Annotated in this window: 13 protein-coding genes; 1 reads left to right on the top strand and 12 read right to left on the bottom strand. The window is 48.0% G+C overall.

Going from position 1 to position 12603, the window contains the following annotated elements; genetic code table 11:
• Nucleotides 1-43 precede the first annotated feature (43 nt).
• The 5 genes from recG to NYE36_RS08435 form a co-directional block, all read right to left on the bottom strand.
• Nucleotides 44-2092, bottom strand: coding sequence for an ATP-dependent DNA helicase RecG (recG, locus tag NYE36_RS08455; RefSeq protein ID WP_020955813.1), 2049 nt, complete (start codon nt 2090-2092; stop codon nt 44-46).
• A complete protein-coding gene (gene sdaAA, locus NYE36_RS08450; RefSeq protein WP_007409756.1) occupies nt 2070-2972 on the bottom strand; it encodes an L-serine ammonia-lyase, iron-sulfur-dependent, subunit alpha in 903 nt (300 codons plus the stop codon). Before sdaAA ends, recG begins: the two co-directional genes overlap by 23 nt.
• Before the next feature lie 20 nt (nt 2973-2992).
• The gene (gene sdaAB / locus NYE36_RS08445) at nt 2993-3655 is read right to left on the bottom strand and encodes an L-serine ammonia-lyase, iron-sulfur-dependent subunit beta (protein WP_003154325.1); all 663 of its coding nucleotides are present in this window, start codon (nt 3653-3655) and stop codon (nt 2993-2995) included.
• A 142-nt stretch (nt 3656-3797) separates the two neighbouring features.
• Nucleotides 3798-5465: a DAK2 domain-containing protein gene (locus tag NYE36_RS08440; protein ID WP_265450924.1), complete on the bottom strand. Its 1668-nt coding sequence runs from the start codon at nt 5463-5465 to the stop codon at nt 3798-3800.
• Between the two features lie 15 nt (nt 5466-5480).
• Entirely contained in the window at nt 5481-5843 is a 363-nt protein-coding gene (locus NYE36_RS08435; RefSeq protein WP_003154327.1) for an Asp23/Gls24 family envelope stress response protein, read from the bottom strand.
• Nucleotides 5844-6101: 258 nt separating this feature from the next.
• Between NYE36_RS08435 and rpmB the strand changes: the two genes are divergently transcribed.
• Nucleotides 6102-6290 (top strand): 50S ribosomal protein L28, encoded by a 189-nt coding sequence (rpmB, locus tag NYE36_RS08430; protein WP_003154328.1) that lies wholly within the window; start codon nt 6102-6104, stop codon nt 6288-6290.
• A gap of 77 nt (nt 6291-6367) precedes the next feature.
• On the opposite strand, the gene spoVM is transcribed toward rpmB, so the two are convergent.
• From spoVM to rlmN, 7 genes are all read right to left on the bottom strand, one after another.
• The gene (spoVM, locus tag NYE36_RS08425; protein WP_003154329.1) at nt 6368-6448 is read right to left on the bottom strand and encodes a stage V sporulation protein SpoVM; all 81 of its coding nucleotides are present in this window, start codon (nt 6446-6448) and stop codon (nt 6368-6370) included.
• Nucleotides 6449-6534: 86 nt separating this feature from the next.
• Complete coding sequence (locus NYE36_RS08420; RefSeq protein WP_227578889.1) at nt 6535-7179, bottom strand: thiamine diphosphokinase; 645 nt, start codon at nt 7177-7179, stop codon at nt 6535-6537.
• A gap of 65 nt (nt 7180-7244) precedes the next feature.
• A complete protein-coding gene (rpe, locus tag NYE36_RS08415) occupies nt 7245-7898 on the bottom strand; it encodes a ribulose-phosphate 3-epimerase (protein WP_003154331.1) in 654 nt (217 codons plus the stop codon).
• A 1-nt stretch (nt 7899) separates the two neighbouring features.
• Nucleotides 7900-8790 (bottom strand): ribosome small subunit-dependent GTPase A, encoded by an 891-nt coding sequence (gene rsgA / locus NYE36_RS08410; protein ID WP_342496887.1) that lies wholly within the window; start codon nt 8788-8790, stop codon nt 7900-7902.
• 14 nt (nt 8791-8804) lie between these two features.
• Nucleotides 8805-10748: a Stk1 family PASTA domain-containing Ser/Thr kinase gene (pknB, locus tag NYE36_RS08405; RefSeq protein WP_227578890.1), complete on the bottom strand. Its 1944-nt coding sequence runs from the start codon at nt 10746-10748 to the stop codon at nt 8805-8807.
• A complete protein-coding gene (locus NYE36_RS08400) occupies nt 10742-11503 on the bottom strand; it encodes a Stp1/IreP family PP2C-type Ser/Thr phosphatase (protein WP_007409750.1) in 762 nt (253 codons plus the stop codon). The genes pknB and NYE36_RS08400 overlap by 7 nt, the downstream gene beginning before the upstream one ends.
• Nucleotides 11504-11508: 5 nt before the next feature.
• Nucleotides 11509-12600, bottom strand: coding sequence for a 23S rRNA (adenine(2503)-C(2))-methyltransferase RlmN (rlmN, locus tag NYE36_RS08395; protein WP_003154339.1), 1092 nt, complete (start codon nt 12598-12600; stop codon nt 11509-11511).
• Nucleotides 12601-12603: the final 3 nt, after the last annotated feature.

The raw sequence follows: 12603 nt of genomic DNA, 5'->3' as shown, positions 1-12603 counted from the left end.
GAATGCAATGATTGTTTTTTGAAAGCCGCCGAATTTTGCAGAATCAGCTTAATTTCTCCCCTTCCAGGACGCCGCTTGAAAGTAATTGACCGCGCAGCATGCGGTATTCGTCATCTTTCCAAAACGCCTCTGAAGACACCAGATTGGCCGCATCCTGGCGGGCCGTCTCCAAAGCTCTGTAGTCATGAACCATATCCGCCACCTTGAACTCGGGCATACCGCTCTGTTTTTTTCCGAAGAAATCACCGGGGCCGCGCAGTTCAAGGTCCTTTTCAGACAGCTCGAAGCCGTCGTTTGTCTCTGACATGATTCTCATCCGTTCCTTCCCGGTTTCGGATTTCGGATCTGCCATCAAGATGCAGAAAGATTGGTGGTCTCCCCGCCCGACCCGGCCGCGGAGCTGATGGAGCTGAGATAACCCGAAACGGTCGGCGTCATAGATGACCATAATCGTCGCATTCGGCACGTTCACCCCGACTTCTACGACGGTTGTTGACACAAGTACCTGACATTGATTGGCGCTGAATTCTCTCATCACCTGATCTTTTTCATCAGAATGGAGCTTCCCGTGCATCAGGCCGACATTCCATTTACCGCGGTAAACGTCAGACAGCATGTTATATACGTCAATCGCATTCTGTACATCCAGTTTATCCGACTCTTCAATGAGCGGGCAGATAATATAGGCTTGCCTTCCCTGCTTCAGCTCTTTTTCTATAAAAGCCAAAATCCGCTCCAGCATGTCGTGTTTCACCCAATACGTTTCGATTTGTTTTCGCCCCGCGGGCATTTCATCTATCACGGAAACATCCATTTCTCCGAAGACGGTAATGGCCAGCGTTCTCGGAATCGGGGTGGCTGTCATAAACAGCACATCCGGATCCTGACCTTTATTCTTGAGTTTTTTGCGCTGTTCGACCCCGAACCGGTGCTGCTCGTCCGTAATAACAAAGCTCAGCGCTTTGAATTCCACTTCATCCTGGATTAAAGCATGGGTCCCTACTAAAATATCAATCTCTCCGAGAGCAAGCCGCTCCAAAAGCTCCCTGCGCCGCTTTCCTTTGACAGAACTCGTCAAAAGCGCGATATTTACATCTTCATTTGCAAACAACGATACGAGAGAATCTGCATGCTGTTCGGCCAGAATTTCAGTCGGCACCATTAATGCCCCCTGATACCCCGACAAAATCGCAGCATACAAAGCGATGGCGGCGACGGCCGTTTTCCCTGAACCGACATCACCTTGCAGCAGACGGTTCATTCGGTAAGGGGATGTCATATCAGCGGTTATTTCCCGAAGCACACGCGTCTGTGCGGTTGTGAGCGAAAACGGCAGGCTGTCTGTGAAAGCGGCGAGCTTTTCAGCAGGAAACACATGGCTGATGCCTTTTGACTGTTCCCTTTCCGCTTTACGGAACGCCTGCATTTTCAGCTGAAATAATAAGAATTCCTCGTAAACAAACCGGCGTCTTGCCTGCTGTAACGATTCCCTCGTTTCAGGCTGATGCATCGTCTGCAGGGCATGTTTGTAATCAGGCAGCTTGTAGCGGATTCTCAATTTTTCAGGAAGCGGATCGGCCGCACTGTCCAAATGATGCTGCAGCGCTTCCTTAATAAACCGTCTCATCATTTTTACGGTGACGTTTTCTTTAACGGAATAAACAGGCTCAATGCTTTTATCTTCTTGATGAGGACCGTTTTTTAATTCCTGCACGGAAACGGTCTGTCTGTGTTTATCCCATTTCCCGGATATCGTGACGACAGAACCTAACGTCAGTTTCTTTTTTAAGTAGGGACGGTTAAAGCAGACCGCGGTAATTAAATAATTGCCGACAAGCACCCTGAATGTCAGCCTGTTTCGTTTTTTGCCGTAATAGGTAAGAGAAGGTTCTGAATGAACCTTCCCTTCTACCGTCACTCTTTCTTCATGTTTTACTTCTTCTAAATCCCTCAGCTCATAGTCGTCATAACGGTAAGGGAAATAATTCAGAAGATCAGAAATGTCATAGATACCAAGTTCGTGCAATGTTTTTTCTGTTTCCGGCCCAATGCCCTTAATTTCCGCTATACTAGTTTGCTGATGGTGTGCCACTTGATTTCAGCGCTCCTCCGAAAATTTTTTTCTCTAATTCTCTTCCCGTCGGTGTCGCGGCTAAACCGCCTTGTCCCGTTTCACGCAGTGCTGTCGGCATTGTCTGGCCGATTTTGTACATCGCGTCAATCACCTCATCGCAAGGAATGCGGCTTGTAATCCCGGCCAGCGCCATATCCGCCGCGATCATTGCGTTGGATGCTCCCATTGCGTTTCGTTTGACACACGGCACTTCTACCAATCCGGCGACCGGGTCACATACGAGACCGAGCATATTTTTCAGTGTAATCGCCATTGCTTCCGCTGATTGCTGAGGCGTTCCGCCCGCCATTTCCACAATCGCAGCCGCTGCCATGCCTGATGCTGACCCGACTTCCGCCTGACAGCCTCCTGCCGCTCCTGAAATACTCGCATTATTTGCTACGACAAAACCGAACGCGCCGGCTGTAAACAGAAAACGGATCATTTGTTCTGTCGTAGGATTCAGCTTATGCTTTACGGCGAATAACGTTCCCGGCACGACCCCGGCAGAGCCGGCGGTCGGTGTAGCGCAGATCGTTCCCATCGCCGCATTGACTTCATTTGTCGCCACAGCTTTAGAAACGGCGTCTAAAATCAGATTGCCCGACAGGCTTCTTCCCGATTGGATGTATGCCTGAAGTTTCACGGCATCTCCGCCTGTTAAACCGGTCTGACTCGTGACGCCCTTCAGCCCTTTTTCAACAGCTGCTTCCATGACGGAGAGATTGCGCTCCATTCCTTGAAAGATTTCTTCCCGCGTTTTTTGCGTCACTTCCATCTCTTGGGTGATCATCACTTCCGAAATCGGAATTTGTTTTTCTTGAGTGATTTCTATTAATTCTTTTACATTACGAAACATGTCATTTTCCTCCTGACTTTTTAGTCAGCTATCTTAGTAACCTGTATAATATTAGGAAGTGTTGAAAGCTCGTCAAGCACTTCTTCTTCAATATTCTGATCGACCTCAATCGTCATCAGCGCAAGCTGGCCGACGTCCTTACGCGCCACTTCCATATGTCCGACGTTGATGGAGAATTTCGCAAGCACATTGGCAACGCCTGCAATCGTGCCGAATTTATCATTGTGAACGACTAAAATAGCCGGATGGTTTCCGGACAAACGCAGCTCAAAGCCGTTGAGCTCCGTGATTTCTATTTTTCCGCCGCCGATGGAAATACCGGTAAGGGCAAGCTCTCCCTCATCATCAGAAATGACGATACGCGCCGTATTCGGATGAACGGGCACGGCATCCTCTGTACGGAACTCTACATATATGCCCTTCTCTTCCGCAATTTGAATCGCTGTTTTAATCCGTTCATCAAATGTATCAAAATCAAGCAGGCCGCCGATAATCGCGACATCAGTGCCGTGACCCTTATACGTTTCCGCAAATGAACCGTAAAAAGACACAACGATCCGGCGGGGCTCCCGCCTGAATAAGCTTCTGGCCACTCTGCCGATCCGGGCGGCGCCTGCGGTATGTGAACTGGACGGACCGATCATTACCGGGCCGATAATATCAAAAACGCTTCTATACTTCATGCTGGTTTGCTCCTCCTTAACATCACTTCATTCAGCGCTTTTCTTTAGACTAATTGAACATTTCTCAATTGGCAAGCAGGCACACTGCCGCACTGCCGCAGGTAAATAAAGGCATAAGAATAGAAGGGCCTGATAAGCCCTTCTATTCTGCCGCAAATATATATGGATACAGAGGCTGTCTGCCGTTATGGATTTCAACCTCGATATCTTCACAGACGCTTGCAATATACTCAGCGAGTTTCTCAGCTTCTTCTTCCGGCGCGTCCTCTCCGTACAGGATGGTGACGATTTCATCTTCATCCCCGATCATTTCATCCAGCAGCAATTTCGCCGCACTTATCCGATCTTCGGCGCTGCCGATAATTGAACTGTTTAAAATGCCGATAAAATCACCTTTTTTAATATCCTTGCCGTCGATATGGGTGTCTCTGACTGAATATGTCACCTGTCCGCTTTTCACATTCCGGATGGCCTCAAGCATATTGGCTTCATTTACATCAGCCGGCTGGTCAGGGTTAAACGCAAGCAGGGCGGTCATGCCTTGAGGGACCGTTTTTGCCGGAATGACAATGACATTTTCTTCAGCCACGCTCGCCGCCTGATTGGCAGCCATCACAATATTGGAATTGTTCGGAAGAATGAAAACCGTCTCCGCATTGACAGACTGAACGGCTTCAACAATATCTTCCGTGCTCGGATTCATTGTCTGGCCGCCTTCGATTACGTGTGAAGCGCCGATGCTCGTAAACAATTCAGAAATGCCCTCTCCCATTGCCACAGTCACGATGCCAAAAGGCTTGCGGGCTTCTTTCATAACGCCGGCCGGCTTTTTTTCATCATGTTCTTGGCTGATGATTGAAGTATGCTGTTCCCTCATGTTTTCAATTTTAATTTTAATCAAATCGCCGTAACGCTGTGCGAGATTGAGTACGTTCCCTGGTTCTTCGGCATGAATATGAACTTTCGCCAGCGTGTCATCAGCCACGACCAGCAATGAATCGCCGAAACGGCTCAGTTCGTTTCTGAACGTCTCTTCCTTGAACGTCCGTTTATCTTGATCCAGCCTTACCATCACTTCCGTACAAAATCCGAATTCAATGTCTTCTGTACTCAGCATGCTCTGCGCGCTTTTATGATGCTCGGCATTCACCATATCATCGAGTGCCGGAAGAACCGCTTTTTTCGGTACGGCCTCTCCTTTTAAAGCAGCCAAAAAGCCTTCATATACACAAAGCAGACCTTTTCCGCCGCTGTCAACGACACCGACGTCCTTTAAAACAGGAAGCAGATCCGGCGTGCGGTTCAGCGACGCTTCCGCTTCTTCAATAACGGCCTCCATGAGAGCAATGATATCGGTTTCTTCTTTGGCCGAGGCGACCGCTTTTTTAGCCGCATCCTTGGCCACGGTTAAAATCGTTCCTTCAACCGGTTTCATGACCGCCTTATATGCCATATCCACTCCCGCTTGGAGTGCTGCGGCAAATTCTTGGGCGTCTATTTGGTTTTTGTTTTCAATGCTCTTTGTGAAACCTCTGAACAATTGGGACAAGATCACCCCTGAGTTTCCTCTCGCTCCCATAAGCAGGCCTTTTGACAAGGCGATGCCGACTTTGCCGATGTCGGGTGAGTCAATGTGCTCTACCTCTCTTGCACCGGATGACATCGATAAATTCATATTTGTTCCGGTGTCGCCGTCAGGCACGGGAAACACGTTCAGCGCATCCACCGCGGATGCGTTTTGAGACAATGTCTCAGCCCCCGCCAGAATCATTGCCGCAAAAGCTCTCCCATCTAAGTTTCGTCTAGACAATACTCATCCTCCTCACTACGGGTTCGTTACTCGTACGCCTTGGACATAAATATTTACAGAATCAACTGCAAGTCCGATTGTTTGATTTACTGTGTATTTTACCTTCGTCTGAACATTGTGGGCTACTTCGGATATTTTAGTGCCGTAGCTGACAATAATGTACATGTCGATATGTATTTGTTCGGCTTCCTGACGGACATGTACGCCTTTTGCGAAGTTCTCTCTCCGGAGGATTTCAGACAAACCGTCTTTAATCTGGTTTTTTGAGGCCATCCCCACTATTCCGTAACAGTCAATGGCAGCGCCTCCGGCAACCATTGCGATGACTTCGTTGGATATATCAATCTGTCCGTATTTTGTCTTCATTTCAATGGACACACAGGTTCCTCCTTCAGATGCATAGAGTTATCATTATTCTACTATATGTATCCCATTATGAAAAGAAAAGATACAGACAGCGGCCTTCAGCGCGGAAATGTGATTGGTTTTACATGTCAAGTGATTTTTCTTGAAAGTAAGGGAAACAATAGTTGCAAACGGTTTTTAGCTGTGGTAAATTATTTAAAGTATTGTATAACGAAAGCATCTGAGACACTATGTTTGAAAAGATGTTTCGCGCAGTTAGGAGGGAAACAAATGGCACGTAAATGTTTTATTACAGGTAAAAAAACAAAAGCCGGAAACAACCGTTCTCACGCAATGAACGCTTCTAAGCGTACTTGGGGCGCCAACCTTCAAAAGGTCCGCATCCTCGTTGACGGCAAACCTAAAAAAGTATATGTATCTGCCCGGGCTTTAAAATCCGGTAAAGTTGAGCGTGTATAAGCAAAAATGAACGCCTGCCCTTTTATGCGGCAGGCGTTTTTTATGCGTTCAAAGAGGGCAATTTCAGCTTCTTGGGCTTACTCTTTTCTAAATGAGCCCAGCATCGCCCGGACAATTCCTCCTAAAAACTTCGGCAATTTAATGGTATAAAATTTCATTTTGTCCCCTCCTATAAGTCCCGTATCCGCTGCGTTCATCACTTTAGGATTCATGGTTTTTTCCGCATATGGCAGAAGCCGCTTTTCTAATCCGCGCTCCTTACCATTATTAATATGCCTTTTGCAAACGAAAAAGTACCTCGTGAATGAATGAGTTCGTTACTAATACATAGTGTGGAACCCACAGGAATATGACAATTATCAAGGGGATATTTAAAACCGTCGAGTGTCAGGCCGTCTGCCGCTTCCGTAAACGGAATGAAAGAAATATAGCGTCTGCGCGCTTTTTCTTCAATTGTATAACGGCCGGGCCCGAACATCTGAATGTCATTCTGCCGGTCGATCAGCACGACATCGGTATTCTTATGTAAGGCTTTATACAGCAGCTGGATGTTCCCTAAAAAGTGATCGGCTCTTCCGCCCGTCACACCGAATATCCGAATGGTTTCCGGTTCTTTTTGTAAAGCCCAGTCAAGGGCGAGTTCAAGATCGGTATAATCTTTTTCCGCCTGATACACATGGAGGGCCGGCGCTGCTTTTTGAATCTGCATGAGCTCCTCTTCCGTAGTGCTGTCAAAATCACCGAAAGCTTCCTGCGGAATGATTCCGGCCTCCAAAAGAGCAACCGTCCCTTTATCGACTCCGACCCACGTCGTATCTCCGGCTGTGTATTCGGATAGATCGGGAATAAGCTCCCGCGGGCCTCCCGCAACGATATTGATTGTATTCATATGTTATCCTCTCTCTTAGACGCGAAAAGAGCCGGCGGCTTTCACCGGGCTCTTTTTCAGCATGTTTATGATGCGTTTCGGATGTCAGCGATGGCTTTTTTCCGATCCGGCTGATTATATACGGCAGACCCGGCAACAAGCAGATTGGCGCCCGCTTCAGCGCATAAAGGGGCTGTTTCTTTATTAACGCCTCCGTCCACCTCGATTAAAAGCTCAGACAGGCCTTTCTCCTCAGCCAGCTGTTTGACCTGACGGATTTTCGGCAGAACCGAATGAATGAAGCGCTGTCCGCCAAAACCGGGGTTAACCGTCATTAACAGCACAAGGTCAAGCTCCTCGATCACATGTTCAATCATTTGGACGGGCGTATGCGGATTGAGCACAACTCCCGCTTTTACCCCTTGCTCTTTTATCAATTGAATGGTCCGGTGAAGATGCGGACACGCTTCAGCATGAACGGAAAGGATGTCCGCGCCGGCTTTTGCGAATGCCGGGATGTAGCGGTCCGGGTTTTCAATCATAAGATGGACATCCAGCGGCAGATCAGTCACCGGACGGACGGCTTCAACGATAAGCGGCCCGATTGTAATGTTAGGGACGAAATGGCCATCCATGACATCAATATGGATATAGTCCGCCCCTCCTTTTTCCACGTCTTTAATTTCCTCGCCCAGTGAAGCAAAATCGGCGGAAAGAATTGATGGCGCAACCTTAATCATATTAATACCTCGGCTTTCTCTCTTTTATTTCCTGCATAAATTCTTTGTAATGCTCATAGCGGTACGGCTGAATCTCTCCTTCTTCCACCGCTTGCTTTACCGCGCATTTCGGCTCTTTAAGATGCAGACAGCCTCTGAATTTGCAAGAGGCGCTTATTTCTCTGATCTCAGGGAACGTGCTGCCCAGCTCTTCTTCCTCAATGCCGGTAAATTCAAGCGAACTGAACCCCGGAGTATCCGCAACCAGACCGCCTGATGTATGAATGAGCTCCACATGGCGCGTCGTATGTTTTCCGCGTCCCAAATGCGTGGAAATCTCGTTTGTTTTCAGCTCAAGCTCCGGGCTGATCGCATTTAAAAGCGAAGATTTTCCGACTCCGGACTGACCGGCAAACACCGTTGTTTTGTTCTCGAAGTGTTTCACAATGCCTGTTAAGCCGCTGTTTTCTTTTGATGACGTCACATATACGTCATAACCGATCGCCTGATAGTCTTTCACGTAAGAAAGTATCGCCTCTTTCGATTCCCCGTCTGCAGCTAAGTCCATTTTGGTTATGCAGATGATCGGGTGAATGCCGTTGGCTTCCACAAGGACGAGAAAACGGTCCAATAAAGACGTGCTGAACGCCGGCTGAACGGCAGAAAAGACGAGAACGGCCTGATCGACATTTGAAATCGGCGGCCTGATCAGCTCGTTTGTTCGTTCTTTGATTTCCAGCAGGTAGCCTTCTTTATCATTTTCAGCCTGATAAACGGCATAATCGCCGACCAGGGGCGTTATTTTATTTTTTCTGAAAATGCCCCGGCCCCTGCATTGAGTGATCTTGTCCTGTGATTCATCCAAGACATAATAGAATCCGCTTAACGCTTTTATAATTTTGCCCTCAGGCATAGGGTCCCTCCTTGTCAGTCATTATCTTTCGGGTATTCAATCGTTTTGTAGCTGACGACTTTATGATCGACCATCACTTGATAATACCCCTTCTGTCCCTGATCAATCTTCAGTTCAATTGTTTTTTCAGTCGGCTCTTTTATTTTAAATGAGTCATACGTATCAGAGATGCTGTGGTCCTTATCATCGATGGCGATTTGCACTTCAAGCTCGTCCCCTTCATGTTCGGGTTCGTAAGGAATGCTGATTTTTTCTTTTACCGTTTTCGCCGGTTTTTCTTCAGGTCCGAGCGAGAACGTCACTTCAACATTACTTCCCGGCTTAACCGCAGTGCCGGCTGCCGGCTCTTGCTTCATGACTTGTCCTTCCGGCACGTCATCTGAATGGGCTTGTTTTTCAACAAGCTGCAGGCCGTTATCTTCAAGATACCCTGAAGCCGCTTCTTTGCTGTAAGTCTTTAAGTCCCTCAGCGTAACGTCCGCCGGGCCGAGGCTGACCGTTAGATTGACTTCATCGTCGCTTGCGACCATGTCGGTGCCGGCTGACGGGTTCTGATCAATTACGGTGCCGGCCTCGCTGTCATCGTTCTCTTCTTTGACATTGACATGTTTGAAGCCTTTTTCCTTCAGCGATTTTTTTGCGTCGCCGATCTGCCTTCCTTTCACGTCGATCAGCTGGGTTTTCGGTTTTCCGATGCTTTTGTACAGTTTTACAGAAGAGCCTTCTTTAACGGTAGACCCCGCTTTTGGGTCCGTTTTGACCATTAATTCCTCTTCTATTTTTTCATCTTCAATATCCGTTATATCAGGATCCGCCCGGAGCCCGTTCTTTTCAAGCAGGGCTTCCGCTTTTTCGTACTTCATGCCCCGTACATCGGGGACGCTTACATCTTTAGGCATAAATAAAGACGGAAACACGGTGACCGCAAGAACAGCTGCCATAATGAAAATGAAACAGACGGCCAGCAAAACCCACGGCCATTTCCGTTTTTTCTTTTTGGCGGGCTGCTGTTCCTTATCATCCGTCTCCCCCGGCGTTTCCGCCTGAGGCGCGGCTTTTGCGCCGTCAGTAATAACGGGAATGGCTTTTGTCATTTCCTCATCATCCTGCACGGAAAATTTTTGTTCATTCAGCCTGCCGGCGTCAAAAGCCGTTCTGATGTCCGCTTCCATGTCCTCGGCGCTTTCATAGCGGTGAAACGGGTCTTTAGCGGTTGCCTTTAAAATAATGTTTTCGACGCTCTGCGGAATGGAAGGGTTCCACTTTCTGGCGGAAGGCGTTTCTGTTTGCAGATGCTTTAGCGCTATGCTGACGGCTGATTCTCCGTCAAAAGGAATTTTACCTGTTAAAAGCTCAAACAGCACGATGCCGAGCGCGTAAATATCTGATTTTTTCGTTGCCAGACCGCCTCTCGCCTGCTCCGGAGACAAATAATGAACCGAGCCCAGCACAGAATTCGTATGTGTGATTGTCGTAGACGTAAGCGCTGTGGCGATGCCGAAATCCGTCACCTTGATATGCCCTAAATGATCTATCAATATATTGTGCGGTTTAATATCCCGGTGCACGATATGGTTTTGATGGGCATGGGCGATGGCCGAGACGATCTGCTCCATAACGGACAGCGCTTCTTTCGGATGAAGCGGTCCGTGTGCGTTTATGTATTCCTTTAATGTCATGCCTTCCACATATTCCATGACAATGTAATAAATATCGCCTTCCTCCCCGATATCGTAAATACTGACGATATTCGGATGATCGAGGCTTGATGCCGACTGTGCTTCTCTTCTGAAACGCCTGATAAAATCAATGTCATTCACAAAGTCAAACCGCAGAATTTTAATTGCGACTTCACGTTCGAGAATGATGTCCTCAGCTAAAAAAACGTTTGCCATTCCGCCGCCGCCAATGGGCCGGAGGATATGATAACGCCCGCTGATCCGCTTGCCGGTTAGCACTTGTCTTCACCCTCTTTTGCATCTGCGGAAAACTCAATCAACACAGCCGTGATGTTATCTTCGCCGCCGTTTTGATTCGCTTTGCTGATGAGAAGGTCTACTTTTTCCTGAGGATCAGATTCGGCTTGAAGCATTTGTTTGATCTCGTGATCTTCTATTTTATTTGACAGTCCGTCAGAGCATAAAAGCAGCTGATCGCCGTCAGACAGTTCAAAAGAACGGGCGTCGGGACTGATGGTTTCATCTGTCCCCAGCGCTCTCGTCAATACATTTTTCCGCGGATGGTGCTCGGCGTCCTCTTTCGAAATTTCCCCCGTCTTGACCAGCTCATTCACAAGCGAATGGTCCTCAGTCAGCTGAGTGAATTCCCCCTCTTGAAGCAGGTAGCACCGGCTGTCACCGATATGAGCCACAGTGACAAACTTCCCGGTGAATAAGGCGCACACAACGGTGGTGCCCATTCCCCGGCATTCTTCATTCGCTTTAGCGTGGTCATGTACTTTGACATTCGCCTCATGAATCCGGTCTTTCAGCCAATCTTCGCAAGCAGACGGCAGAGATGGAACCGTTTCGGTCCGGTTCCACTGCTCTTCCATCGCCGCAACCGCCATCCTGCTCGCTACATCTCCGGCAAGATGACCGCCCATGCCGTCGGCGACAACCGCAAGCACCGCGTCTTCTTTTGTGAAAATGCCCGCCGCATCTTCATTATGCCGGCGGACTTTACCTGTATCTGTTTTCAAGGCTGTAATCAACCTCTTCACCTCGTCTCGTCTTGACGCTCCTTCGCGCGAAGCTGACCGCAGGCCGCGTCAATGTCATGGCCTTGCTCTCTTCTGATCGTGACATTTACACCGCGGGATTTTAACGTTTTTTCGAATGCGAAAATCTGATCTCTCGGTGTGCGGACGTAATCCCGTTCAGGCACATAGTTTACCGGAATTAAATTGACATGGCATTTCACGTCTTTTAACAGTTCTGCAAGCTCTTCTGCATGTTCGACCTGATCATTTACGCCGCCGAACAGCCCGTATTCAAAGCTGATCCGTCTGCCTGTTTTCTCGATGTAATATTTGACGGCCTCCATAAGGTCAGGAAGCTTATAGGCTTTGTTAATCGGCATCAGACGGCTTCTGATTTCCGTATTCGGAGCATGCAGAGAAATCGCGAAATTGATCTGCATTTTTTGATCGGCGAAATCGTAAATCTTCGGAATGATTCCGCTGGTGGAAACTGTGATATGACGCGCTCCGATGTTCAGCCCTTTATCGTGGTTAATGATTTTTAAGAAAGCGAGCATTTCATTGAAATTATCAAACGGCTCTCCGATTCCCATGATGACGACTGAGCTGACGCGTTCATCCGTTTCATCAAGCGCCTTTTGCACTTTCACGACTTGAGCGACGATTTCTCCCGCTTCAAGATTCCGTTTCAGTCCGCCGAGCGTTGACGCGCAAAATGTGCAGCCGATCCGGCAGCCGACCTGTGTCGTTACACATACAGAATTACCATACTCGTGTCTCATTAAAACCGTTTCGATCGTATAACCGTCATGAAGCTCAAATAAAAATTTCATCGTGCCGTCTTGAGATGTCTGTTTTACAGCCGTTTTCAGCGTTGTCAGCACAAAATTGCTCTCGAGTTTTTCACGCAGGCTTTTTGAGAGGTTTGTCATCTCATCAAATGAAGAAACCCGCTTCTCATAAAGCCATTCAAAAATCTGTGCTGCGCGGAACGGCTTTTCGCCATTCTCGGTCAGCCATTGTTTGATTTCATCTAATTCAAAAGAGTAAATGGACGGCTGCTCAGTCCGCAGCTCTTTCCGTACGCTTGTCTTTTTTAATTGTGTCATTTT

The organism is Bacillus sp. FSL R5-0593, assembly GCF_038603755.1.
GTDB lineage: Bacteria > Bacillota > Bacilli > Bacillales > Bacillaceae > Bacillus > Bacillus velezensis.
This window is presented reverse-complemented; position numbering and strand designations above follow the sequence as displayed.